This window comes from Duganella sp. (assembly GCF_039595735.1).
Classification (GTDB): domain Bacteria; phylum Pseudomonadota; class Gammaproteobacteria; order Burkholderiales; family Burkholderiaceae_D; genus Rugamonas.
In genome coordinates this window covers 81621-105664 of the sequence record NZ_JBCNLB010000010.1, presented here as the reverse complement: position 1 = coordinate 105664, position 24044 = coordinate 81621, and the positions used below count along the sequence as shown (strand labels likewise).

General features: G+C 65.7%; 31 protein-coding genes. 17 read left to right on the top strand and 14 right to left on the bottom strand.

What is annotated here, in order from left to right; all coding sequences use genetic code 11:
- Window positions 1-71: 71 nt before the first annotated feature.
- The 4 genes from otnI (at window position 72) to ABDW57_RS17725 (ending at window position 2546) form a co-directional block, all read left to right on the top strand.
- Window positions 72-851: a 2-oxo-tetronate isomerase gene (gene otnI / locus ABDW57_RS17740; RefSeq protein ID WP_343731496.1), complete on the top strand. Its 780-nt coding sequence runs from the start codon at window positions 72-74 to the stop codon at window positions 849-851.
- A gap of 68 nt (window positions 852-919) precedes the next feature.
- Complete coding sequence (locus ABDW57_RS17735) at window positions 920-1690, top strand: hypothetical protein (protein WP_343731495.1); 771 nt, start codon at window positions 920-922, stop codon at window positions 1688-1690.
- 9 nt (window positions 1691-1699) lie between these two features.
- Window positions 1700-2125 (top strand): hypothetical protein, encoded by a 426-nt coding sequence (locus ABDW57_RS17730; RefSeq protein ID WP_343731494.1) that lies wholly within the window; start codon window positions 1700-1702, stop codon window positions 2123-2125.
- Between the two features lie 46 nt (window positions 2126-2171).
- Window positions 2172-2546: a TraR/DksA family transcriptional regulator gene (locus tag ABDW57_RS17725; protein ID WP_343731493.1), complete on the top strand. Its 375-nt coding sequence runs from the start codon at window positions 2172-2174 to the stop codon at window positions 2544-2546.
- 9 nt (window positions 2547-2555) lie between these two features.
- Here ABDW57_RS17725 and ABDW57_RS17720 read toward each other — a convergent pair whose 3' ends face one another.
- Together ABDW57_RS17720 and ABDW57_RS17715 are read right to left on the bottom strand one after the other, a co-directional pair.
- Window positions 2556-2915 (bottom strand): hypothetical protein, encoded by a 360-nt coding sequence (locus ABDW57_RS17720; RefSeq protein WP_343731492.1) that lies wholly within the window; start codon window positions 2913-2915, stop codon window positions 2556-2558.
- Window positions 2916-3042: 127 nt separating this feature from the next.
- Complete coding sequence (locus ABDW57_RS17715; protein ID WP_343731491.1) at window positions 3043-3594, bottom strand: glycine zipper domain-containing protein; 552 nt, start codon at window positions 3592-3594, stop codon at window positions 3043-3045.
- A gap of 175 nt (window positions 3595-3769) precedes the next feature.
- Here ABDW57_RS17715 and ABDW57_RS17710 point away from each other — a divergent pair, with 175 nt between their 5' ends.
- Genes ABDW57_RS17710 through ABDW57_RS17685 form a run of 6 tightly spaced genes read left to right on the top strand, consistent with a single transcriptional unit; the run spans window position 3770 to window position 9829 of the window.
- Window positions 3770-5413 carry an EAL domain-containing protein gene (locus ABDW57_RS17710; RefSeq protein WP_343731490.1) on the top strand — a complete coding sequence of 548 codons (1644 nt, stop codon included), beginning with the start codon at window positions 3770-3772 and terminating at the stop codon, window positions 5411-5413.
- Window positions 5406-5735, top strand: a complete 330-nt coding sequence (locus ABDW57_RS17705) for a hypothetical protein (RefSeq protein ID WP_343731489.1) — start codon at window positions 5406-5408, stop codon at window positions 5733-5735. Before ABDW57_RS17710 ends, ABDW57_RS17705 begins: the two co-directional genes overlap by 8 nt.
- Window positions 5732-6577 carry an HDOD domain-containing protein gene (locus ABDW57_RS17700; RefSeq protein WP_343731488.1) on the top strand — a complete coding sequence of 282 codons (846 nt, stop codon included), beginning with the start codon at window positions 5732-5734 and terminating at the stop codon, window positions 6575-6577. Before ABDW57_RS17705 ends, ABDW57_RS17700 begins: the two co-directional genes overlap by 4 nt.
- Window positions 6574-8019, top strand: a complete 1446-nt coding sequence (locus tag ABDW57_RS17695; protein WP_343731487.1) for an ATP-binding protein — start codon at window positions 6574-6576, stop codon at window positions 8017-8019. The genes ABDW57_RS17700 and ABDW57_RS17695 overlap by 4 nt, the downstream gene beginning before the upstream one ends.
- Entirely contained in the window at window positions 8016-9353 is a 1338-nt protein-coding gene (locus ABDW57_RS17690) for an HD domain-containing phosphohydrolase (protein ID WP_343731486.1), read from the top strand. Before ABDW57_RS17695 ends, ABDW57_RS17690 begins: the two co-directional genes overlap by 4 nt.
- The gene (locus ABDW57_RS17685; protein WP_343731485.1) at window positions 9350-9829 is read left to right on the top strand and encodes a response regulator; all 480 of its coding nucleotides are present in this window, start codon (window positions 9350-9352) and stop codon (window positions 9827-9829) included. The genes ABDW57_RS17690 and ABDW57_RS17685 overlap by 4 nt, the downstream gene beginning before the upstream one ends.
- On the opposite strand, the gene ABDW57_RS17680 is transcribed toward ABDW57_RS17685, so the two are convergent.
- From ABDW57_RS17680 to ABDW57_RS17670, 3 genes are all read right to left on the bottom strand, one after another.
- Entirely contained in the window at window positions 9826-11163 is a 1338-nt protein-coding gene (locus ABDW57_RS17680) for an ATP-binding protein (RefSeq protein ID WP_343731484.1), read from the bottom strand. The genes ABDW57_RS17685 and ABDW57_RS17680 overlap by 4 nt on opposite strands.
- A gap of 73 nt (window positions 11164-11236) precedes the next feature.
- Entirely contained in the window at window positions 11237-12103 is an 867-nt protein-coding gene (locus ABDW57_RS17675) for a M90 family metallopeptidase (protein WP_343731483.1), read from the bottom strand.
- A 92-nt stretch (window positions 12104-12195) separates the two neighbouring features.
- Window positions 12196-12822: a winged helix-turn-helix domain-containing protein gene (locus ABDW57_RS17670; RefSeq protein WP_343731482.1), complete on the bottom strand. Its 627-nt coding sequence runs from the start codon at window positions 12820-12822 to the stop codon at window positions 12196-12198.
- Window positions 12823-13112: 290 nt separating this feature from the next.
- Between ABDW57_RS17670 and ABDW57_RS17665 the strand changes: the two genes are divergently transcribed.
- Window positions 13113-14153, top strand: a complete 1041-nt coding sequence (locus tag ABDW57_RS17665) for an OmpA family protein (protein WP_343731481.1) — start codon at window positions 13113-13115, stop codon at window positions 14151-14153.
- A gap of 15 nt (window positions 14154-14168) precedes the next feature.
- Window positions 14169-15002 (top strand): YihY/virulence factor BrkB family protein, encoded by an 834-nt coding sequence (locus ABDW57_RS17660; protein ID WP_343731480.1) that lies wholly within the window; start codon window positions 14169-14171, stop codon window positions 15000-15002.
- Here ABDW57_RS17660 and ABDW57_RS17655 read toward each other — a convergent pair.
- On the bottom strand, window positions 14988-16112 hold the full coding sequence (locus tag ABDW57_RS17655; protein ID WP_343731479.1) for an AI-2E family transporter: 1125 nt from the start codon (window positions 16110-16112) through the stop codon (window positions 14988-14990). The two genes, ABDW57_RS17660 and ABDW57_RS17655, sit on opposite strands and share 15 nt — an antisense overlap.
- Window positions 16113-16181: 69 nt before the next feature.
- On the bottom strand, window positions 16182-16496 hold the full coding sequence (locus ABDW57_RS17650; protein WP_343731478.1) for a BON domain-containing protein: 315 nt from the start codon (window positions 16494-16496) through the stop codon (window positions 16182-16184).
- A 214-nt stretch (window positions 16497-16710) separates the two neighbouring features.
- On the opposite strand from ABDW57_RS17650, the gene ABDW57_RS17645 reads away from it, so the two are divergent.
- Genes ABDW57_RS17645 through ABDW57_RS17635 form a run of 3 tightly spaced genes read left to right on the top strand, consistent with a single transcriptional unit; the run spans window position 16711 to window position 17692 of the window.
- Window positions 16711-17154, top strand: coding sequence for a glycine zipper 2TM domain-containing protein (locus tag ABDW57_RS17645; protein WP_343731477.1), 444 nt, complete (start codon window positions 16711-16713; stop codon window positions 17152-17154).
- 24 nt (window positions 17155-17178) lie between these two features.
- Window positions 17179-17331 carry a DUF3309 domain-containing protein gene (locus ABDW57_RS17640; RefSeq protein ID WP_090192273.1) on the top strand — a complete coding sequence of 51 codons (153 nt, stop codon included), beginning with the start codon at window positions 17179-17181 and terminating at the stop codon, window positions 17329-17331.
- 16 nt (window positions 17332-17347) lie between these two features.
- A complete protein-coding gene (locus ABDW57_RS17635) occupies window positions 17348-17692 on the top strand; it encodes a hypothetical protein (RefSeq protein ID WP_343731476.1) in 345 nt (114 codons plus the stop codon).
- Between the two features lie 32 nt (window positions 17693-17724).
- Here the strand turns inward: ABDW57_RS17635 and ABDW57_RS17630 are convergent, their stop codons facing one another.
- The 6 genes from ABDW57_RS17630 to ABDW57_RS17605 are packed head-to-tail and all read right to left on the bottom strand — an operon-like array spanning window position 17725 to window position 20732.
- Window positions 17725-18093 carry a hypothetical protein gene (locus tag ABDW57_RS17630; protein ID WP_343731475.1) on the bottom strand — a complete coding sequence of 123 codons (369 nt, stop codon included), beginning with the start codon at window positions 18091-18093 and terminating at the stop codon, window positions 17725-17727.
- A 9-nt stretch (window positions 18094-18102) separates the two neighbouring features.
- Complete coding sequence (locus ABDW57_RS17625) at window positions 18103-18486, bottom strand: phage holin family protein (RefSeq protein ID WP_343731474.1); 384 nt, start codon at window positions 18484-18486, stop codon at window positions 18103-18105.
- A gap of 6 nt (window positions 18487-18492) precedes the next feature.
- Entirely contained in the window at window positions 18493-18795 is a 303-nt protein-coding gene (locus tag ABDW57_RS17620; RefSeq protein WP_343731473.1) for a DUF883 family protein, read from the bottom strand.
- 51 nt (window positions 18796-18846) lie between these two features.
- Complete coding sequence (locus ABDW57_RS17615) at window positions 18847-19392, bottom strand: ferritin-like domain-containing protein (protein WP_343731472.1); 546 nt, start codon at window positions 19390-19392, stop codon at window positions 18847-18849.
- A gap of 27 nt (window positions 19393-19419) precedes the next feature.
- Window positions 19420-20334 (bottom strand): OmpA family protein, encoded by a 915-nt coding sequence (locus ABDW57_RS17610; RefSeq protein ID WP_343731471.1) that lies wholly within the window; start codon window positions 20332-20334, stop codon window positions 19420-19422.
- 17 nt (window positions 20335-20351) lie between these two features.
- Window positions 20352-20732 (bottom strand): DUF4398 domain-containing protein, encoded by a 381-nt coding sequence (locus ABDW57_RS17605; RefSeq protein ID WP_343731563.1) that lies wholly within the window; start codon window positions 20730-20732, stop codon window positions 20352-20354.
- 139 nt (window positions 20733-20871) lie between these two features.
- Between ABDW57_RS17605 and ABDW57_RS17600 the strand changes: the two genes are divergently transcribed.
- Complete coding sequence (locus tag ABDW57_RS17600) at window positions 20872-22851, top strand: AsmA family protein (RefSeq protein WP_343731470.1); 1980 nt, start codon at window positions 20872-20874, stop codon at window positions 22849-22851.
- A gap of 105 nt (window positions 22852-22956) precedes the next feature.
- Window positions 22957-23181, top strand: coding sequence for a glycine zipper 2TM domain-containing protein (locus ABDW57_RS17595; protein ID WP_343731469.1), 225 nt, complete (start codon window positions 22957-22959; stop codon window positions 23179-23181).
- 103 nt (window positions 23182-23284) lie between these two features.
- Here the strand turns inward: ABDW57_RS17595 and ABDW57_RS17590 are convergent, their stop codons facing one another.
- Window positions 23285-24004 carry a Crp/Fnr family transcriptional regulator gene (locus tag ABDW57_RS17590; protein ID WP_343731468.1) on the bottom strand — a complete coding sequence of 240 codons (720 nt, stop codon included), beginning with the start codon at window positions 24002-24004 and terminating at the stop codon, window positions 23285-23287.
- Between the last annotated feature and the right edge of the window lie 40 nt (window positions 24005-24044).

Sequence of the window (24044 nt, the reverse complement as noted above, 5' to 3'; positions counted from 1 at the left end):
GTGTTCAATTGGCGGACCTGACCCCGGATTTTGGATTAGGATAGCGGCTCGACCACCGACCGCTATCCTCCATGCCCAAGTTCGCTGCCAACCTGTCCATGCTGTACACCGAAGCGCCTTTTCTAGAGCGCTTCGCCCTGGCCCGCCAGGCCGGCTTTGAGGCCGTCGAATTCCTCTTCCCCTACGCTTATCCGCCCGAACAGATCGCCGCCCAGCTGCGCCTGCATCAGCTGCAGCTGGTCCTGTTCAACCTGCCGCCAGGCGACTGGGATGCCGGCGAACGCGGCATGGCCTGCCTGCCGGACCGCGTCGGGGAGTTCCGCGCCGGCGTCGCCACCGCCTTGCGCTACGCCCAGGCGCTGGGCGTGCCGCGCTTGCACTGCATGGCCGGCAAGGTGCCGCCCGACCTCGATCCGCAACAGGCGCGCACCACCTATCTGGCCAACCTGCGCTACGCCGCCCAGCAACTGCAGCCGGCCGGCATCGACTTGCTGATCGAACCGATCAACCACTACGACATGCCCGGCTACTTCCTCAACCGCAGCAGCCAGGCGCTGGAGCTGATCCGCGCGGCCGCCTGCCCCAATCTGTTTCTACAATACGACATCTACCACATGCAGCGCATGGAGGGCGAGCTGTCCAACACCATCCGCGCCCATCTGCAGCTGATCAGGCACATGCAGGTGGCCGACACGCCCGGCCGGCACGAACCCGGCAGCGGCGAGATCAATTACCGCCACCTGTTTGCCTTCATCGACCAGCTCGGCTACGACGGCTGGCTCGGCTGCGAATACATCCCGGTCGCCGGCACCGACGCCGGCCTCGGCTGGCGGCAGGCGCTGACCACGTAGTCTGCGCCCGCGCAACACGCGAAAGTTCACCAACGGCAACAATCGTCTTACCAACCGTGGAGTGCCCCATGAAACTGTCTCGCCTGTTTTTCATTCTTGGCTTGCTGGCCATCCTCAGCGGCTGCGCCAGCAGCACCCCGCGCATGGCCGAGGTGCGCGCCTTTGCCGCCGAGGCGCCCAAGCTGGGCGCTTACCACGAGCTCACCGAACGCTACCGCAACACGTACCAGCGCGAGCAGCCTTTCCTGTCGCCCGAGGCTGACGCCCGCGAGCAGCAGCTCAACGCCCGCCGCCAGCAAGCCTGCGACGATTTCGTCAAGCTGCAGTACGGCTTGCAGGCATATATGCACACCCTCGGCAAGCTGGCCGGCGATAATCAGTACGATCTGGAAGACCAGGTGAAAAATGTCAGCGGCGGCATCAAGGCCTGGCCCGATTCCGGCCTCGACGACCGCCACGTCAACGCCTTTGCCGGCCTGACGCGGCTGATCTCGCGCGGCCTGACGCGCCAGCTGCAGGAAAACGCCGTCAACGACATCCTGCGCGACGGCCAGCAGCCGGTGCAGGAGGTGCTGGACGCCATGCGCACCCTGTTGCGCCTGTACGATAAGACCAGCGACAACGAACAGAAAACCGTCATCGGCATGCTGGAAAGCGAGATCCCCTTCCTCGATCCCAAGCGCGACCGGCTGCTGCTGGCCCTGGCCAGATCGCAGCAACAGCAAAAACAGGCCGAGTTCCGCCTGATCGGCCTGCGCTACACGCTGGCGCGCAAGAATCTGGATGCGATCGAGCAGCAGCACCGCGCGCTGGTGGCGCAAATCCCCGCCCAACCGTAAGGAGCAGCCATGACCGATCTCAAGAAACAAGCCGCGCTGGAAACGCTGGCCGATCAGCTGTCGGCCTGCGCCGACGCACTCCACCAGCGCCTGATGCGCGCCATCCGCAAGCCGGCGGCGGACGGCGGCATCCCCGGCATTGCGCACGCGGTGGCGCAGGCGCTGTTTGAAAACGAGGTGGCGCTGCGCCAGCGCGCCAACGGCCTCTACCTCGACGCCGCCGTGCTGGCGGCCAGCGGCCTCGGCGCGCATCAGCAGCAGTTGCTGGAACTCACCGCGCGGGCGCAGGAAAAAATCGAGCGCATCGACCACATCAAGGACCTGGTCGACCTGGCCGCCGAACTGCTGACGCTGGGCGCGGCGGTGGCCACCGGCAAGCCGGACAAGCTGCTGGCGCCGCTGGAAAAACTCAAGCACCATCTGGACGCGCTGTAGAACGAATCCGCGCCGCCACGGTCCAATGCCGTAAGGAGAGCACGGCATGAACGGACTGGACGACCCACAATGGCGGCAGCTGCAGGCGCGCCTGCAGGCGGCGCGCGCCGCCCTGCTCAGCCAGCTGGCCGACGATCTCGACCGCAGCACCGATCTGCGCCAGCCGCTGCCGCACGTGGCGGAAGCCTCGCCAGCCGACAACGCCAGCCAGCGCACCCTGCACACCGCCGTGCACGAGGCCGCCGCGCACACGGCGCGCCAGCTCGACATCGTGCGCCACGCGCTGGCCAAGTTTGACGATCAGCGTTATGGATTGTGTGAAAGCTGCGGCGGCGCCATCGGCTACTCGCGGCTGGACGCGCGTCCGGAAGCGCGCTTCTGCATCAATTGCCAGACGCGGCTGGAGCAGCGCCGGCGTTAGCGGCCGCGCTCAGTCATCGCGCCACGGCTGGCTGCGGATCTTGGCCACCTGGCGCTGCGCCATCAGGCGCCACAGCTGCAGGGCGTCGGCCTGGCGCGCCACGGTCATGGTGCGCGGCGCGGCCAGCGCGATCTCGCAATCGCGGTCCGACCATTCGGCAAAGCGCACCGCGCCGCCGCTGGACACTTCCATCTCGTACATCAGGCCGTCGTCATAGCCAAACCGCAGCACGGCGCTGCCGGGGACGCCGTCGGCGCCCAGCACCTTGCCGCCATACACGTCCGCCAGCGCGGCCGCCATCTGCGCCTCGGACGGCGCGCTCACGTCGCGTCCGTCCGGACGCGTGAGCACCAGCCATGCCTGTGTCATTGCCGCCTCCCGCTGTAGGGTGTCTGGCGACTATCATACCGAAAATTGCCCGCTGCGCAGCCATCGTCGCCGTTACGCAACAGCGCCATCCATCAGGGGGACGCCTGACCGACACTCTTGCCTCGGCCTACAGCAACACCGGCAGCGAATTGGGATCGAAATCGCGCCAGTCGCCGCCGCTGATGCTGCCCTCGGCCCGTTCGATGTCGCGCGCGCCGCGCAGGCGCAGCACCTCCAGCGCGCGCTGCTCCTGCGCCGCATCGTCCACCGCCACGGCAATCAGCATGCCGGACTTGCGCGGCGCCTGCTGGTTGCTGCCATCCTTGTCCGGCTCTCCGGCCTCCTTCATTTTGTGCAGGCTGTACAGGGAACCGACGTGGGCCCCGACCAGCGCCCCCACCACCGGCCCCACCGGCCCGCTGATCGGGATGGTGGCCGCGCCCACCACCGCGCCGGCCACCGCCCCGGTGGCGCCGCCCTTGACCACGCCCTCGTCGCTTTCCTTCGCACCGGGGGATTTGTCGTGATCGCCGCCCAGCTCATACACATCGTGCTGACCGGGCGGATTGACGTAAAACGAACTGATGCGCGTGGCGGCAAAACCGGCGTCCAGCAAGGCCAGGCGCGCGTCGGCGATTTCATCTTGCAACTGGAAATGGCCCGCAATAATCGTGCTCATGGTCTTCTCCTGTCGTGAATTAAATCCCAGTATCTCCCTCTGCACGTGCGCTTTCCGTGCGCTCACGCACGACGGTCCGATGTTGATTGGTGTGCCAGTCAACCGCCCGCGGCTCTATAATCGGTCTAGCTTGCCGCGTTGTCCGCCAGTCGCTAGTCTCTTGATAGGAGCGCCGATGAACCCCATGCCAGAGCAGCCCGAGATGCAACCGCCACTGACCGGCTTGCAATGCGAGGCCGGCCTCGCGCTGGCGCTGGCGCATGACCAATTGCAACTCCAGTATCAGCCGCTGGTGGACTTGCAAAGCGGCGCGGTGGTCAGCCTGGAAGCGTTGGTGCGCTGGCAACATCCGGAGCGCGGGCTGCTGACCGCGCACGACTTCATGCCGCAGGCGGCCGGCCACACCGCCGCCATTGGCGATTGGGTGCTGCGCCGCGCCTGCGGCGACCTGCACAGCTGGCGCCAGAGCGGCCGCCCGCATCTCAAGGTGGCCATCAATGTCGACACCAGCCAGTTCCTCGATCCCGACTTCGGCGCCGAGGTGGCGGCCACGTTGGACGAGTACGCCATCGCGCCGGACGCGCTCAGCCTGGAGATCACCGAGACCGCCCTGACCTGCGCCGGCGCGCGCTGCGACCCGCTGCTGGCCGGTTTCAAGCAGCGCGGCCTGTGCCTGACGCTGGACGACTTTGGCACCGGCCACGCCTCGCTCAGCAGCCTGAAGCGCTATCCATTCGACGCCATCAAGATCGATCCCAGCTTCATCCGCGACGTGGTCAGCAGCACCAGCGACGCCTCCATGTCGCGCAGCATCATCGACATGGCGCACCACCTGGGCATGAAAGTGGTGGCCGAGGGCGTGGAAACCGAAGGCCAATGCGACTTCCTGCGGCGCAATATGTGCGACCAGATCCAGGGCTATTTCTTTGCGCCGCCGATGGCCGCGGCCGCCCTGCAACACTGGCTGGCCGACGCCCCGGCGCTGCCGCCGCACCTGCTGCGCATGCACCGGCCGCCGCGCCGGCTGCTGCTGGTGGACGACGAGCCCAACATCGTGGCCGCGCTCAAGCGCCTGCTGCGCAGCGAGCAGTACCAGATCTACACCGCCAACGACGGTCCGCAGGGGCTGGAGGTGCTGGCGCGCCAGCCGGTGGACGTGATCGTCTCCGACCAGCGCATGCCGGGCATGCTGGGCGCCGACTTCCTGCGCAAGGCGCGCGAGCTGGCGCCGGACTCGATCCGCATCATGCTGTCCGGCTACACCGAGCTGCAGTCGGTGACCGATGCCGTCAACGAGGGCGCCATCTACAAATTCCTCACCAAGCCGTGGGACGACGAGCAGTTGCGCGGCCACATCGCCGAAGCCTTCCGCGTCAAGGAAAGCGCCGACGACAACCAGCGCCTGCACCTGGAGGTGCGCACCGCCAACCAGGAGCTGGCCGCCGCCAACCGCCGCATGGAGCAGCTGCTGCGGGAAAAGCAGCGCCAGATCAGCCGCGACGAGATCAGCCTGAATGTGGCGCGCGAAATCCTGCAGCACCTGCCGCTGCCGGTGATCGGCCTCGACGACGCCGGCATGATTGCCTTCATCAACGCCGCCGCTGCCGCCCTGTTCCGCGAGCACGGCAGCCTGCTCGGCAGCGAGGCCGGCAGCGTGCTGCCGGAACTGTTTACCGCCGATGGCACGCCGCCGTCCGGGCTGCACGTGGTGCAGATCGGACCGCAGCGCTACGCCGTGCATTGCCACCCGATGGGCGAAGCATCAAGCTCACGCGGCAGCCTGATTACCCTCAGCAACCTGGAGACCCACCATGCATAGCGCGGGCAAGACCAGCGAAATCGGACTGGAACAGGCGGCCGAAGGCATGACCCTGGCTACTGCCCTGCTGGACACCAATGGCAGCGTCCTGCTGCCGCAGGATGCGGCGCTGACCGCCTCGGTGCTGGCGGCGCTGCGCCGGCGCGGCATCGACCGCTGCGTCGTGTGGGCCGAGGAAGAGGCCCCCGATCCGGAACAACTGGCGCGCCAGCGCGCCCTGCGGCTGCAGCGGCTGGAGCACCTGTTCCGCCACTGCGCCGACCTGCCCGGCAGCCAGGCCCTGCTGGCCCAACTGCGCACCTACCGCCAGGAGCAGCCATGACCGCCGACGACGTCATCAAGGCGGTGCGCGACCTGCCCTCGCTGCCGGCCGTGGTCAGCGAGCTGCTGGCCAGCATCGACCAGGAAGACCTTGACAGCCACGCGCTGGCCAACAAGATCACGCTCGACCAGGCGCTCACCGCCAAGACCCTGCGGCTGGCCAATTCCTCGTTCTATGGCATGCCGTCCAAGGTCAACACCATCCACCAGGCCGTGTCGGTGCTGGGCTTCCACAGCATCCGCACCCTGGTCACGGCCTGCGCGGTGACGGGCAGCTTTCCGGCCGCCCCGGCCAGCGGGCTGGACTTTCCGGCGTTCTGGCGCCATGCCGTGGCCAGCGCCGTCTGCGCGCGCGTGCTGGCGCCCTACTGCCGTCTCAATCCGGACACCGCCTTCACCGCCGGCCTGCTGCACGACCTCGGCACGCTGGTGCTGGCCACCCGCTTCCCGCTGCAGTACCGCGAAGTGGTCGACTACCAGCGCCAGCACGACTGCCTGAGCGTGATTGCCCAGCGCGCCGTGTTCGGCACCGACCACGCGGCGGTCGGCAGCGCGCTGGCCGCGCACTGGAAATTCCCGGTGGCGATCCAGACCGCCGTGGCCGGGCACCATGAACTGCCGCCGCCGGCCCCGCCCGGCACGCCGCTGCCGCTGGCCACGCTGATCCACCTGGCCAACGCACTGGCGCATGCACTGGACCTGACCGGGCAGGAAGACGATCAGGCGCCGCCGCTGTCGCTGGACGCGTGGCAGGCGCTGGACCTGAGCACCGTGGCCTGCACGCGCGTGTTCCATGACACCGAGCAACTCTACAACGATATGTGCCAGATGCTGACGCCATGACTGCCACCTCCGCCTCCGTCCCGTTCCACAGCGAAGTGGCGCTGTCCGAGTTTTTCGACGGCCACCCGGTGGCCACCTTTGCCATCGACGCCCAGCACGTGGTGACCCACTGGAACCGCGCCTGCGAGCACCTGCTGGGCTGGAGCAAGGAAGAGATGATCGGCACCGACCAGCACTGGCAGGCGTTCTACCCGCGCCCGCGGCCGCTGCTGGCCGACCTGATCGTCACCGGCCAGATCGACCAGCTGGGCCTGCACTACGGCGACAAGTACCGCCCGTGCGCGCTGATTCCCGGCGCCTACGAGGCCGAGGACTTCTTCCCCAACCTGGGCGCCAGCGGCCACTGGCTGCACTTCACCGCCGCACCGCTGCGCGACAGCCGCGGTCGCCTGGTGGGGGCGATTGAAACCCTGCGCGATGTCACCGAGCGGCGGGTGGCGGAAAACGCCCTGCGCCGCGCCTACGACAACCTGGAGCAGGTGATCGAGAAACGCACCGCCCAGCTGGCCGAGATGAACCAGCAGCTGCAGGAAGATATCCGCCAGCGTCACCAGGCCGAGGCCGAACTGCGCCGCAGCAACCTTGAACTGACCGACCTCAACGACAAGCTCTCGCGCGCCCAGCAACAACTGGTACAGGCCGACAAGCTGGCCTCGATCGGCCAGCTGGCGGCCGGCGTGGCGCATGAAATCAACAACCCGGTCGGCTACATCTTTTCCAACTTCAGCACCTTGCAGGGCTACCTGGAGCAGCTGTTCGAGATGCTGGACGCCTACCAGCAGGCCGAGCCCATGCTGGCGCCGGCCGCCGCCGCCGCGCTGCGCGCGCAACGCCAACAGATCGACCTCGACTTCCTGCGCCAGGACGTGCCGGCGCTGATGGCCGAATCGCGCGAAGGCATCGTGCGGGTGCGCCACATCGTCCAGGACCTGAAGGATTTTTCCCGGGTCGACAGCAACCAGGAATGGGTGTGGGCCAATCTGCACCGCGGCATCGACTCCACGCTCAACATCGTCAGCAACGAGGTCAAGTACAAGGCCGACGTGGTCAAGGAATATGGCCAGCTGCCCGACATCCAGTGCCTGCCGCTGCAGATCAACCAGGTGGTGATGAATCTGGTGGTGAACGCCGCCCACGCCATCGGCGCGCAGCGCGGCCGCATCACCGTGCGCACCGGCTGCCAGGGCGCCGACCAGGTCTGGCTGGAGGTGGCCGACAACGGCTGCGGCATCGCGCCCGACACGCTGGCGCGCATCTTCGACCCCTTCTTCACCACCAAGGCGGTCGGCCAGGGCACCGGCCTGGGCCTGTCGCTGGCCTACGGCATCGTGCGCAAGCATGGCGGCCGCATCGAGGTCGACAGCACGCCCGGCGTCGGCAGCCGCTTCCGCGTCTACCTGCCGGTCCACCAGCCCGATACCCCCGCTCCGGAGGCCCCATGAATACCGCGCTGGATCCCTCGCTGGCCGCCGTCCCGGCCGCCACTGCCACCGTGCTGTGCGTGGACGACGAGCCCAACATCCTGAGCGCGTTGCGCCGCCTGTTCCGCCCGGCCGGCTACCGGGTGCTGCTGGCCGAGAGCGGCGCCGCCGGGCTGGAAGTGCTGGCGCGCGAGCCGGTCGACCTGGTGATTTCCGACATGCGCATGCCGGAAATGAACGGCGCCCAGTTCCTGGCCCAGGTGCGCCAACGCTGGCCCGACACCGTGCGCCTGCTGCTGACCGGCTACTCCGACATCCAGTCGATCCAGGACGCCATCAACTGCGGCGAAATTTACCGCTACATCACCAAGCCGTGGGAAGACGGCGACATCCTGCTGGTGGTGCGCCACGCGCTGGAACGGCGCCAGTTGGAACAGGACAAGCAGCGGCTGGAAGCGCTGACCCAGCGCCAGAACGCCGAGCTCAAGGCCCTGAACCAGTCGCTGGAAGCCAAGGTCGAGGCGCGCACGCGCCAGCTCAAGACCGAGCACGAAGCCACCGTGGCCGCCAACGCCAAGCTCAAACAAAACTTCGTCACCACCATCAAGATTTTCTCCAGCATGATCGAGCTGCGCGCCCACAACCAGCCGGGCCACGCGCGCCTGGTGGCCGAGCTGGCGCGCAAGCTGGCCGCCCGCCTCGGACTGGAGGGGCGCGAGGCGCAGGACGTGTTCATTGCCGCCCTGCTGCACGACATCGGCAAGATCGGCTTCAGCGACGAGCTGCTGATGACGCCGCTCACCATGCTGCGCGGCGACGCCCTGGCGCAGTTCCGCAAGCACCCGCTGCGCGCCGAGGAACTGCTGATGCCGCTGGAAGACATGCGCGGCAGCGCCGCCATCCTGCGCAGCCAGCTGGAGCGCTTTGACGGCAACGGCTTCCCGGACGGGCTGGCCGGGCTGGCCATTCCGCTGGGCGCGCGCATCCTGGCGCTGGCCGCCGATTACTACAACCTGCAACAAGGCGCCATGGTGCAGCGCCACCTGCGCGCCGACGAGGCCAAGTCGCTGATCCTGGACGCCGGCGGCAAGCGCTACGACCCCAACGTAGTGGCGGCGTTCCGCCAGGTGATCGACGGCCACGCCATCGACAGCGGCGCCGGGGTCGAAATGCTGTCCGGCGAACTGCTGCCCGGCATGGTGCTGGCGCGCGACCTGATCAGCCGCGACGGCCTGATGCTGCTGGCGGTCGACCACGTGCTGGACGCGCGCATGATCCAGCAGGTGCAGGACTTTGAAACCAAGAGCGGCGGCCGGCTGGCGATCTGGGTGCGCAATCCCAGGGAGGGCGCATGAACCACATCCTGCTGATCGACGACGACGCCCACGTGCTGGCGGCGCTGCAGCGCGCGCTGCTGCAGATCTTCCGCGGCGAGGCGCCCCAGATCGAGGGCTACACCGATCCGTTCAAGGCGCTGGAGCGCATCTGTGCCCACGAGTTCGACCTGGTGATCTGCGATTACATGATGCCGCAAATGTCCGGCGGCGAACTGCTGCAGGTGCTCAAGGACGTGGCGCCGCGCACCGTGCGCATCATGCTGAGCGCGTCCACCGAGTATGGCACGGTGGTCAGCGCCATCAACCAGGCGGCGGCGTTCCGCTTCATGAGCAAGCCCTGGGACGCCGCCGAGCTGGAAGACAATGTGCGCCAGGCGCTGGCCCTGCGCGCCACCCTGGTGACGCCGCAGGAACAGGAAGCCCAGCGGCTGGAGGCGGAGGAACCTGGCCTGTTGCAGGTGCGGCGCGACGCCGACGGCTCGGTCATCCTTTAGGCCGGCTGGCCGGCGCCCGGCGGCAGCACCGGCAGGTGCACGGTAAAGCGCGTGCCCTGCCCCACCACCGAGGCCACCTCGATGCGGCCGCCATGGCGGTTGACGATGCCGTACGACAGCGACAACCCCAGGCCGGTGCCGCTGCCGACCGGCTTGGTGGTGAAAAATGGCTCGAAGATGCGGTTCAGGTTTTCCGGCGCGATGCCGACGCCGTTGTCGCCGATTTCCACCCACACCCAATGGTCGCGCGGACCGCCGGGACCGGCCTCCAGGCCGGTGCGGATGGTGATCACGCCCTGCTCGCGCAGCGCATGGGCCGCGTTTACCAGCAGGTTCATGAACACCTGGTTCAGCTGCGACGCCAGGCAGGTCACCGGCGGCAGCACGCCATACTGCTTGTCGACCCGGGCCTTGTATTTGATCTCGTTGCTGACGATGTTGAGGGTGCTGTCCAGCCCGCGGTGCAGGTCGGCCACCTGCCATTCGGTCTCGCCCACGTGCGAGAAATCCTTGAGCGCCTGCACAATGTCCTTGACGCGCTTGAGGCCGTCCATCGACTCGCGCACCAGGTCGGTCACATCTTCCTTGAGGAATTCCAGGTCGGCCTGCTGGCGCAGCGCCGCCAGCTGCGCCGCCAGCGGCGGGTGCGGCGCGGCCGCCTGCTCGTACTGCTCGATCACGCCCAGCAGCGTGCCGACATACTTTTGCAGCGCGCCCATGTTGGAATTGACGAAGCCGACCGGGTTGTTGATCTCGTGCGCGATGCCGGCCGCCAGCTGGCCGATCGAGGCCATCTTTTCCGATTGCAGCAGCTGCTCGTGGGCGTTGCGCAGTTCGCCGATCAGCTTTTGCTGTTCCTCGCCCTTGGCCTGCAGCGCCTCCTCCATCTGCTTGCGCGCGGTGATGTCGGTCAGCGAGCCGATCACCTCCAGCGGCGCGCCATGCTCGTCGCGGATCAGGCGCAGCGTGTCGTGCATCCACAGATAGCTACCGTCATGGATGCGGAAGCGGTATTCATAGGCGCGCTGGCCCTCGGTGAACACCAGCGCCAGGCTGGAAAAGATGTTCGGCGCATCCTCGGGGTGGATGTGGTCGAACCAGAAGTTGGGGTCGGCCACCATCTGCTCGGGCCGGTAGCCCAGCACGTTGTAGGCATTGTTGCTGACAAAGGTCATCTTGAAGTCGCCGCTGGGCACGGTGCAATAGATGATGGCGGGGGTGTTGTCGACCAGGTACTGCAGGCGCACCAGGGGCGACGCGGCATTGGCCGTGGCCGGCGTGGACGCCGCGCCGGCGCTGTCGGCGGACAGAGAATCGAACTCTTCGAATTGCATGTCGATAGCCTCGCAGTGGCTGCTGCACCGATTATGCCCTAGTTTGCCCTGATGCAGCGCCCGCTGTGCACGCTTACCAGCCGGCCGCGTAGGCGTAGGACGGCGGCTCCGGCGGCGGTGGCGGCGGCGCCATCCAGTCGCGCGGGTCGACCCGGTAATACTTGAGGAATTCCGCGTACAGCTCGGCATGATGCTCGGCCATCTGGTACGGCTTCTCAAAGAAAGTCTCGGTGGCCACGGCAAAGAATTCGGCCGGATTGGTGGCGCCGTACGGGTCCATCACCGTGTGCTGGCGGTACATGGCGTGCATCCGCAGGTTCTGGTAGTCGCGCGACAGCACTTCCGACCACTCGCGGTAGCTGGCCGGGTTGCCCAGGTAGGGTGCGCCGTTGGCGCGGCCCGATTCGCTGTCCAGCTGGTGGGCAAACTCGTGCAGCACCACATTGTGGCCGTCGGTCCAGTCGGCCGCGCCGCGCCGCACGTTATCCCACGCCAGCACCACGCGGCCATCGTCCCACGATTCGCCCAGCATGCTCTGGCGGCCCGGCGTGACCACGCCGCCCGGTCCCACCTCGGCGCGCTGCGCCACGAATTCGCTCGGATAGACCAGGATGGTGTGCAGGGCCGGATACACCTTGCTGGGACGGTTGAGCAGCAGCAGACAGGCCTGGCCGGCGATGGTGAGCGCCATTTCGTCGCTCACTTCCAGCCCTTCGCAGCCGATGAATTTCTTCTGGTGCAGGAACTGCACCACCATGCGCCGCAACTGCTGCTGCAGGTCCGGGCTCATGCGTTTGTAGACGGGGATATTCCGTTGCAGGATGGCTTCCGCCGCCGGCGGCAAGGGCCGGGCCAGCACGCGCCGCAAGCGCCAGCGCGGATACAGAAAAGGCGCTGCAATCAGCAGCGCCGTCAGGCTTATCCAGATCAAAGCTTCCATGTGCCGCCGTCCGTGTCATGTGTTGACGGAATAGTTGGGGTTGCATGTTTGCATTTCAATACGCAAACATCATACCCCGGCGGCGCGACGGCTTATTCGGCTTTTTGCTGCGACTCCGGGCTGCCAAACAGGGCGGCCACCAGCGGGTCGCGCATCACCGGGCCGCGGTTGACGCGGATCGCGTAATGGGTGTCGTCGGCCAGAATGTGGAAGTGGCGGCCGCTGCCTGCCATGGCTTGCTCGCGCAGGCCTGGGCGTTCCTTGCGTGGCGGCGCGCCTTCGCGCTTCGGCTGGGCGATGGCGGCCAGGAAGGCGGCAATGCGCTCCGGGTCGGGCGTCAGCTGGTACACCGCCTTGCCCAGATAGGTGGCGGTGCCCTCGACGTAGCGCGCCAGTTCGATCACACCGGCTTCGCGCAGGTCGCGGATGTATTTGCGGGCGCCGGACGGCGAAAACTTCAGGAACCAGGCGATTTCATCGGCCAGCATTTCGTGCTGGGTCAGCTCGGCGATCAGCTTTTGCATGTTTTCAATGCGGCGCAGGGTGGCCGAGGTGGAACGCACGCGCTCGATCGACGCCATCGACAAACCGGGCTTGCGGTCCAGGGGCGCCGGGGTCGAACGGTCCATCAGCGTCAAGCGGGCCGTGGTGGCTTGCATTTCCGGCGAGGCTTTCATCTCGTTCTGGACCATGGTTTGTTGTTTGCTGACTGCGTGCATGGGATCACTCCTTAAATTGATGCCTGATATGGTGTGCGTTAGGCCCAAGAATGCCTGTTTGCCCCGCCCCAGTCTGTGCGGCAACGAACATTATTGGGGCATCTATGGCTTTATGCTGGGACAAACGCCCTGCGATTAAGTTTCAGGAAATGTGACCAATTTGATACAGCGCAAAGTTAGGTGCGGTAGCGAACGGTGAGCCCGCACCAACTTCCCTAATCTTCGGTCCAACAGCGATGCAACAACATTGCTGGCAATGAAACATTTCATTAATAATCGGGAGCTCACCTGTGAATAAATCCAAGAAGATTGCCCTCGCCGCCGCAGCCCTGTGTGCGTCGTTCTCCGCCATGGCCCAAGATCCGGTCATCAATCCATCGTGGTACATCCAGCCCAGCGTCAACGGCGTCAAGCCTGACTCTGACTTTGGCGTGGACAAGCGCGGCTATGGCGCCGGCCTGAAGTTCGGCAAAGCCGTCAACGAAAACTGGGATATCCAGACCGGCTACACCTATGCCCGCTCGCGTGAAAACAACCAGCGCTACCAGCAGGAAACGCTGGGCGTGGACGGTCTGTATCTGTTCTCGCGCAAGAGCTTCCGTCCGTTCATCCTGCTGGGCATCGGCGCCGAGCGCGACAAGGCCAACCTGCTCGGCAATGTGGAACGCAAGAAAACCTCGCCGTATGTCAGCGCCGGTATCGGCTTCCAGGCCGACCTGAGCGAACGCGTGGCGTTGCAGGCCGACATCCGCAATGTGCACGGCTTCATCCGTGGCGATGAATTCCCTAACAGCAAGAGCAATAACTACTACGCAACCGTGGGCCTGAACATCGCGTTCAACGCGCCACCACGCCCGGCGCCACCGGCACCACCGCCAGCACCACCGGTTGCCGAACCGCCGCCACCACCACCAGCACCGCCAGCGCCGCCGCCGCCACCGCCAGCGCGCTTCGAGAAAGTGACCATGTCGGCCACCGAGCTGTTCTCGTTTGACAGCGCCAAGCTGAATCCGAACCAGCCCAAGCTGGATGACATCGCCAACGTGCTGAACAACAACACCGGCATCAATGACGTGGTCATCAGCGGCTACGCCGACCGCCTGGGCAGCGAGAAGTACAACCAGAAACTGTCCGAACGCCGCGCCAACGCGGTCAAGGATTACCTGGTCAGCAAAGGCGTGGCGGCCAGCCGTCTGCGCGCCGAAGGCAAGGGCGAAGCGAATCCGGTGGTCGAGTGCAACGACAAGAAACGCGCCGACCTGATCAAGTGCCTGGAGCCGAACCGCCGCGTCGAGGTGGAGCAGATCACCATCGAACGCCGGGTGCAGTAAGCAAGGACGCCAGCCATGTTCCCGGTGCTGAAATGCACGGTCTCTGAATGGTTCGAGCACCGCGGCGGCAGCATGGGGGCGGCGCTGGCGTTTTATACCCTGTTCTCGCTGGCGCCGATCCTGGTATTGGTGCTGGCGATTGCCGGCTGGTTCTACGGGCCGCAGGCGGCGCAGGGCGAATTGTTCGCCCAGCTGCGCAGCCTGGTCGGTCCGCAGGGCGCGGAAGCCATCCAGCTGGTGCTGGCCGGCGCACGCAACAAGGAAGAAGGCCGCCTGGCGACATGGATCGCCGGCGGCCTTCTGCTGTTTGGCGCCACCACCGTGTTTGCCGAACTCAAGGATAGTCTCGACGCCATCTGGCAAGTCCCGCCCCTCACCCACGGCACTTTCTGGGACGTGCTGCGCACCCGTCTGCTGTCGTTCGGCATGATCCTGGTGCTGGCTTTCCTGCTGATGGTCTCGCTGGTGGTCAGCGCGGCGCTGACGGTGTTGGAAAAATACTGGGGCAGCATCTGGGGCGAGGCCAGCCTGGTGCTGACCGTGATCAACGCCGTGATCAGCTTTTTCGTGATTGCCGCCCTGTTTGGCGTGATCTTTAAAATGCTGCCGCGCGTGAAGCTGTCCTGGCATGACGTCACCATCGGCGCGCTCGGCACCGCCGCCCTGTTCACGCTGGGGAAATATGCGATTGGCGCCTACATCGGCAACAGCGGCGTGGCCAGCAGTTTTGGCGCGGCCGGCTCGCTGATCGCCCTGCTGCTGTGGGTGTATTACTCGGCGCAGATCTTCTTCCTCGGCGCTGAGTTCGCGCGCCAGTATGCCTTGCAGCTGGGCTCACTCGCCAAGTAACTCGGCCACCACTTCCATTCCTTCGACCCGCTCGGCCACCACCTTGACGATCACGATCAGGGGCACGCCCAGCAGCAAGCCCCACACGCCCCACAGCCAGCCCCAGAACAGCAGGCTGACAAACACCGCCGCCGCGTTCATGCGGGCAAAGCGGCCGGTCATCCAGGTCGCCACCACGGTGCCGATCAGGGTGGCGATCGCCAGCGAGGCGCCCATCACCAGCAAGCTCATTTGCAGGGACTCGAATTGCAGGAAGGCCACCACGCCGGTGGCCACCATGATCAGCAGCGGGCCGAAGTACGGCATCAGGTGCAGCAGGCCGGCCACGATGGCCCAGGCGCCGGCATTCTCCAGCCCGACCCAGCGCAGCGCAATCCACATCAGCAGCGCCAGCGCGGCATTGGTGACCAGCAGCATCAGCATGTATTTCTGGATTGAGCTGTTGATGTCTTCCAGTATGTGCACGGTGATGCGCTTCTTGGTCAGCGACGGCCCGGTCAGCTTGACCAGCTTGCGCTTGAAGGTATCGCCCGACAGCAGCAGGAAAAACACCAGGAAGATCACCATGGTGGCCTGGCTGAGAAAGCCCACCACGCCCATCGAGCCGGCCCAGATCCAGTTCATCACCGGGAACGCTTCCGACGGCGGCGGCGCCGTGCGGCGCGCGGCACGCCGTTCCTGGGCGCCGGCAGTGGCCTGCTGCAGCTCGGCCGCCACGTCCTGGATGCGCTGCAGGGCGCTGGGGCCGCCGCTGTGCAGGCGTTCCGACAGCAGGCGCGACAGCTTGTGGCCGGCGGTCGGCAATTCGTCGACAATCGATTGGAATTCACCCTGCACTTTATCGATCACCAGCACCGAACCGCCCAGAATGGCGGCCGTCACCAGCGTGGCGCCGACCAGGCGCGGGATGCGCAGGCGTTCCAGCCAGCACACCAGCGGACTCAGGGTGTAAGTGATGAGGATGCCCAGCACCAGCGGCACCAGGAAATTGCGTGACCACTGCAGCGCGTACAGGAAGGCTACCGTGGCAATCACGCCCAGCGCCAGACCGCGCGCGTGGACATGCAAGGGAATACGAGGAGCGTCCAGATCCTCTGCGGGCTGGTTCATGATGGCTCACAAGAATTGCCGGCGCGTCCAGGTGCGCCGGCGGGGCTGCGGGGAAGATCGATTACTTGATTACTTGACGTGGATGTCGTTCTTGACGGCAGTCACGCCTTTCACGCCGCGGGCAATTTCACCGGCCTTGGCGATGTCTTCAGGCTGGGCCACGAAGCCGCTCAGTTGCACCGTGCCCTTGAAGGTCTCGACGTTGATTTCGGTCGACTTCAGGCTAGGCTCATTGAAGATGCTGGCTTTGACCTTGGTGGTGATGACGGAATCGTCGACATATTCGCCGGTGCCTTCCTTGGTCGAGGTCGATGCGCAGCCGGTCATGGCGCCCAGCAGCGACACCGTGAACAGGGCAGTAGCGATTTTATGTGCGATTTTCATGGCGATTCTCCTTGGAGTAATGGAAACAATGAGTTTGTCAGCCAGCGGGACGTCTTGCGTCTCTGCGCTACCGATGTCGCCATTAAACGCTGCTTCTCCGCGCTTCTCTGTTCGGTAGCGAACAAAAATCGCCACGCGCCACATCGTGCGTAATCGCACAGACCCTGCCGCACGGACTGTCTATGCTGGCATCACACTTTTCCAGGAGGACAATATGAAACGCTCAACTACGCTTGCCGCCGCCCTCTTCGCCGGCGTGGCCGTCTTGAGCGGCTGCGCCAGCACCAGCCAGCAGCCGCAACAGATCGGCTATATCAGCAATGACTCTTCCACTTACGGCACCATCGATTCCATCCAGGTGATGCAGGCGCGCGGCAGCTCCGGCGCCGGCGCCATCACTGGCGGCCTGATCGGCGGCCTGCTGGGCAACCAGGTCGGCTCCGGCGGCGGCCGCACCGCAGCCACCGTGGCCGGCGCGGTGGGCGGCGCCGTGGTCGGCAACAATGTCGAGAACAACCGCAACGCCGGCAAGCAGGAATACCAGATCAGTGTACGCATGGACAACGGCGACTACCGCATCGTCCAGCAAGACAGCATTTACGACCTGCGCGTGGGCAACCGCGTGCGCCTGATTGACGGCCGTCTGTACCGCTACTAACAACTACCAACAAAGGAGAAAGCCATGGGCACCATAATTCTGATCATCTTGGTTCTGGCCCTGATCGGGGCGCTGCCGACCTGGCCGCACAGCCGCAACTGGGGCTATGCGCCAAGCGGCATCACCGGTCTGATCGTCGTCATACTGCTGATTATGCTGCTCACTGGCAGGCTATAACAACAAGGAGAACATCATGCTTCGTCACATCGTCACTGGCGTGATGATGGCGTGCGCGACCCTGGCCGCGCACGCGCAGGACACCACGCCGCCGCAAAACGTCCAGCAACAACAGCAGGAAATCGCCAAGGGCGAGCCGGCCCGCTGGTCGCAGCCCGACAGCACCCCGGCCGCGCGCGCACGCACGCTGCGCAAGGAAATCGGCGCCGCCCTGGCGGAAGCCCGGCAGGCCTGCCACAAGGGCCCGGCCAACGAGCGCAGCGCCTGCCTGAAGGACGCCCAGGCCACCTACCAGCACGACATGGCCAATCTGCCGCAACTGCTGGCGCAGAGCCCGCAGACCACTGCACCAGCCCAATAAACAACAAGGCCGCTTTGTCAGCGGCCTTCTTTTTACTCGCCCTGCAGCGGCGCGCTCTTGCGCCGTAATAGCCAGGCTACCCCGGCCCCGGCCACCACAGCCAGCGCCAATGCCGGCTTGATCAGGCGCTTGCGCGCGATGAACGAACCGACTGTCAGCGCATACGGCATCAGCGATTTGAAGTTCAAGCCGCTCAGGCCGCCCGGCTGCAGCAAGCCGCCCAGGCGTGCCTGCGCCAGGCCGACCGCGTGGTCGACCGCGCCGTGCAGCAAGGCGTCCGGATGCAGGGCCTGTACCACCAGCGCCTTGGAATGCACCACCTTGATGCGGTACAGCTCGCCTTCGCGTATCAGTCTTTGCTTTTCGGCCGCCAGCGCGGCCGCGTCTTCCTGCTTGCTCATGGCCTCTCCTTACACCAACATGTCGCGGTCGGACTTGAGCTCGGCCATGGTGGCCGGCAGCGACAACTGCCCGCTCTTCAGCATGGCGCGCGCATACAGGATCAGGCCGATCGCCACCAGCAGGAACACCGCGGTGATGATGGGCAGGATCAGCCAGCCGATCGCGGCCCACGCCAGGTAGACCACGGTGACCGTGGCATATACCAGCGCAAAGCCGCCCAGCAGCACGGCCAGCGCAAACACCAGCACCAGCTTGAGCAGGTGGTCGCGTACCCCCGCCAGCTCCAGCGCGGCCAGTTCCAGCCGGTTGAGCAGCAGGCCGATCGCGTTCCGGGCCACCAGGCCCAGCGACGCGATCAGGCCCGGCGGGCGATTACCTTCCTCGTGCGTCACGGCGGCTTACTTGCGGCCGATGATGACGCCGACCAGCAGGCCGACGCCGGCTGCCAGTGCGATCGAACGCCAAGGGTTTTCCTTGACGTATTCGTCGGCGTGCTTGGCGGCTTCCTTGGTGGCTGCCACCGCGCTGACCTGGGCTTCGTGGGCCTTGGCCAGGGCGGTGTCCAGCGCGCGCATACCGCGGCCGCGCAGCTCTTCCGCCTTTTCACCGGTCAGGGCGGTGGCGGCGGTGAACAATGCCTGGGCATCTTTAACCAGAGTTTTCACGTCGTTATTCACGGTACTGATGTTTTGTTCCAGCATGATGAAGCTCCTGTTGTGGTTGTTGATGTGAAAACTGTACAGCAAATGGCGTCAAGCTGCCTTTCCGTGTTCGTCAAGCAGATCACGCATATCGTCGGCGTGTTCTTCTTCCACCGCCATGATCTTGATCAAAAGTTGGCGCGTGGTCGGATCGGTGTCGCCAATTTTGGCGATCATTTGCCGGTACGACTCAATGGCCACGCGCTCGGCAATCAGGTTGGCGCGCACCATCGATTGTACGTCTTCTGACGCATCATACTCGGCATGGCTGCGTGCGAGCAATGTTGCCGGATTGAAATCGGGATCGCCGTTCAGCTGGACGATGCGCTCGGCCAGCCAGTCGGCGTGTTCCTGTTCTTCCTGCGCATGCTCCAGGAACTCGGCCTTGATGCCGGCGTTCTCGCGCCCGGACACGGTGTAATAGTGCCGCTTGTAGCGCATGATGCAGACCAGCTCGGTGGCCAGCGCTTCGTTCAGCATTTGCAGCACGGCGCGCCGGTCGCCCTGGTAGCCGGCCGTCACCGGCCCGTCTTCCAGGTTGCGGGCGGCGGCGCGGATGGCTTCGACATCAATGCCGGTGGGGGTAGATTCAGCCATGGGGTATTCCTTCCTTGTTGATGAAAATTAGCGGCGGTTGGCGATCGGCGCGCCGTTTTGCGACAGCACGATCTCCACCCGGCGGTTCAACTGGCGGCTGCCGGCGTCGGCATTGCTGGCCACCGGATACGCTTCACCGTAGCCGCGCGTGCCGATCTTGCCGGGTGGCACACCCAGGCCGATCAGGGCGCTGCGCACCGATTCCGCGCGGCGCTGCGACAGTTCCAGGTTGTGCGAAGCGGTGCCGGTACTGTCGGTAAAGCCTTCGACCAGCACCACGCTTTGGGGTTCCTGCATCAGCACGTCAGCCACCTTTTGCGCGGTGCGCATGCCCTCGGCGCTCAGTTCGGCGCGGTCGACATTGAACAGCACGTCGCTCAGGGTGATCACAATGCCGCGCTCGGTCTGCTTGGCTTGCAGGTCGGCCAGCTGCTGTTGCAGGGCGGCGTTCTTGGCCGCTTCATCGCGCGCCGAATTGGCGGCCGCTTCCGCTTGCGCGCGGGCGGCGTCGGCATCGGCCTTGGCCTGTTCGGCCTGCGACTTGGCGCGTTCAGCGCTCACGCGGGCCTGGTTGGCCTCGGCGGTGCGCGCCTGCAGGCGGATCTCGTCGCGCTGGCGGGCGGCGTTGGCCACATCGGCCTCAGCCTGCTTGGCTTTGGCCACCTCCTGCGCGGTGGCGATCTTCTGCTTGGCGATATAGGCCAGCTTGTCGATCTCGTTCAGGCTTTCCTTCTTGGCGGCGGCGGCATTGGCGCGGTCCAGTGCATCGGCAGCGGCCTTGAATTCCAGCGGCGCGTTGGCCGCCACCGAAGGGTTGCCCTGGGCGGCGATGAAGTCGCTGCGCGCCTGGTCCAGCTGGCTGGTGGTGGTGGGCGTGGTGCTGCAGGCAGCGAACATCACCGACACGGCAAACGCGGTTGGCAGCAGGATGAGTTTTTTCATGATGGGCTCCGTCGATCTTATTGTTGGCTGGTGGCGTTGGCGCGCTGCAGCTCTTCGCGCAGCAGGCGGATGTTTTGTTGCAGCTCATCGGCGGCGGTGGTCGCCTTGGCCGAGTTGGCCTTGCTTTGTGCCAGTTGGGCGTCGGCCGAGGCCTGGGTGGCCAGATCCTGCGCGGTCTTGTAATCACGCGCGGCCAGCGCCTGGTTGGCGCGCATCAGTTTTTCACGGGCCGACTGCATTTCAGCTGGCGCCAGGTCGGCGGCGCCGGCGCTGGTGGCGGACGCCACGGCGGCGCGCGAGACCGCCACATCGGCGGTGGCCGGGGCTTTGTCGCTGGCGCAGCCGCCCAGGGTAAACAGCACGGCCATGCCGCACAACATCTGCCATTGAGTATTCATGGTCATCATTATTGTTCTCCTCAAAAAATGTCTGGGATGACCGTATTTATAAGCCGCCGCTCATCCGGCATCAGTACGGTGACGCACAAAAACGGAATGTGTAGAATGATGCAACTGTTCACATACCATTGCGCGCCTCATGTCCCTGCCCCGCCGTGCCCGTCTTGCCCTTGCCGTCAGCGCCGCCGCGCTGGCCGTGCCGGTTGTTGCCGCCGTGGCGCTGGCCAATTACGACTGGAACCGGGCGCGGCCGTGGCTCAACGACAAGATCAGCGCGGCCATCGACCGTCCGTTTGCCATCCGCGGCGCGGTGGCGCTGGCGTGGCGCCAGCAAGGCCGCTGGCTGCCGCTGCCGCACCTGGTGGCGCAAGACGTGCATGTCGGTCATCCGCGCGGCATGCATGCGCCGGCCGAGATGGTCAGCGTCGACCAGTTCGCGTTTGCCATCGAACTGCTGCCGCTGCTGCGCCAGCGCATCACCATCCCCGAACTGCGTTTCGACAACCCGGCCCTGCTGCTGCAGCGCGAGGCCGACGGCAGCAACAACTGGACCTTCAAGCGCGATGACCAGCCCTCGGCCTGGACGCTGGAGGTGCAGCGCGTGGTGTTCTCCAAAGGCACGGTGCGCTACATCGACGCCATGACCCACGTTGACGCCAGCGCGCAGATCGACACCATAGCCGACCCGCGCTACGGCGTGGCCTGGCAATTGCGCGGCAAGTGGAATCAGCAGGAGGTGAGCGGCAGCGGCAAGGCCGGCGCCGTGCTGTCGCTGCAGCAGCAGACCGCGCCCTATCCGCTGGCGGCCAGCCTCAACGTCGGCGGTACCAGCATCAGCTTTGAAGGCGCGCTGACCAAGCCGGCCGCGCTGGCGGCGCTGGACGTGCGCCTCAAGCTGTCCGGCCCCAGCATGGCGCGCCTGTACGGCCTGACCGGCGTGCTGCTGCCGGAAACGCCGCCGTTTGCCACCGAGGGCCACCTGAGCGGCAAGCTGGGCGCCGACAGCAGCCACTGGACTTATGATCAGTTCACCGGCAAGGTCGGCCAGAGCGATATCGGCGGCAAGCTGGAATTCAAGACCGGCCAGCCGCGCCCGCTGCTGAGCGGCAATGTGCAATCGAGACTGCTGCAGGTGTCCGACCTGGGGCCGCTGATCGGCGCCGACTCCAGCGCCAGCAAGGAAGCGCGCGGCGCCGAGACAGTCCAGCCCGGCAACAAGGTGCTGCCGGTGGAAACCTTCCGCACCGAACGCTGGACTGCCATCGATGCCGACGTCAACTTCAAGGCCGCGCGCATCACGCGCAACCAGGACCTGCCGATCCACAACCTGGACACGCAAATCCACATGAAAGATGGTGTGCTGGCGCTGACGCCGCTCAACTTCGACATTGCCGGCGGCAACTTCAACTCCACCGTGATGCTGGACGGCAGCGGCAAGATCAATCCGCACGCCATCCGCGCCGAGCTGAAGGCCGGCGCCCGCCACCTGCAGCTCAAGCAGCTGTTCCCGTCGATCGAGGGCATGCAGGCCACCGTGGGCGAGGTCAACGCCGACGTGTCGCTGTCGGCCACCGGCAATTCCGTGGCCAGCCTGCTGGGCTCGTCCAATGGCGAACTCAAGGGCGTGGTCAACGAAGGCAGCGTCAGCAAGCTGCTGCTGGAGGCCATGGGCCTGAACATCGGCAGCGTGGTGCTGACCAAGCTGGTGGGTGACAAGCAGGTCAGGCTCAACTGCATGGTGACCGATTTTGCCGTCACCAATGGCCTGATGAAGTCGCGCCTGTTTGTGGTGGATACTTCCGACGCCCGCATCGACATCGGCGGCACCGTCAACCTCGGCAACGAGAAGCTGGACCTGACCCTGCGCCCGGACGCCAAGAGCATGCGCGTGATCTCGCTGCGCGCGCCGATTTATGTGCGCGGCACCTTCAAGCAACCCGACATCAGCGTCGACAAGGGCACGCTGGCCCTGCGCGCCGGCGGTGCCCTGGCGCTGGCGGTGGTGGCGCCGGTGGCGGCCATCGTGCCGCTGGTCAGCACCGGTCCCGGCGAGACCAGCGGCTGCCAGGCCCTGATGGCGCAGGGCGGCGGCAAGGCCAGCGCCCCGCCGCCGCCCTGATTGGCGCCAGTGTGTGGTGCCGAACGGAAGCGCAAGTGCGCTTTGGCTAAGCTGGAGGCATCGGTGAAGGCGCATACCGCGCCTTGCCTGCCAGAGGAGAATATCATGAACAACATCAAGCGACTCGCAGCAACTGCCGCCGTGCTGGCGGCCACCCTGGGTCTGAGCGCATGCGCCAACATGTCGGGCCAGGATAAGAACACCGCGATTGGCGCCGGCGTGGGCGCCGTGGCCGGTTCGGTCCTGACCGGCGGCAGCGCAGTCGGCACGGTCGGCGGCGCAGCCGTGGGCGGCGTGATCGGCAACCAGGTGCAAAAGCCACCGCGTTAATTCCCCCACCCTTGCCACCTCATTCCGGCGCAAGCCGGAATCCATGCCGCGCCAGCGTGCCGGCGTTGTATGGATTCCGGCCTGCGCCGGAATGACTTTTTTTTTACTTCTCCTTGAACAAATCGTAGCAATGGCAGGAAACGGATTCCAGGCCGGCAGCGTCCAGGATCTCGATATTGCCGCGGCTGTAGGTGATCAGCTTCTGCTGCTGCAGCGCGCTGGCTGCCTTGGTGACGCCGACGCGGCGCACGCCCAGCGCATGGGCCAGGAACTCGTGGGTCAAATGGAATTTGTCCGACTGCAGGCGGTCGCGCGTGATCAGCAGCGAACGCGCCAACCGCGCTTCCAGCACGTGGAAGCGGCTGCACACGGCAATCTGGATGGCCTGCGCCAGCATGGTGTCGGTATACCGGTGCAGCAGACGCTGCAGCGACTCCATGCGGTGGAACTCGGTGACGAAATCGCCGGCCGCCATGCGGTACACGCGGCCGGAACGCTGCACCACTGCCCGCACCTGTGCCTGTTCATGGCCCAGCACCACCGAGGCGCCCAGCATGCCCTCGCGTCCCAGCGAACCGACCTCCAAGGTCATGCGGCCCTCGGCCACGCCCAGCAGCGAGATCAGGCAATCGATCGGGAAATACACATAGCGCATCTCCTTGCCGGGCTCGGATAACAGCTGCCCATTTTCCACCCGCACCGTCTCGCACCGTTCCGCCAGCTGCAACTGGTCGTCGTCCGGCAGGCTGGCCAGCAGACGGTTATTGGCCAGCCGCGGCTGCACGCGGTCGGCGTCGGTGGAGGTGGAAGTCGTGGTATGCATGGAAACAGCGTAAAGGCAATTATTTGCTCTGTATGTACGG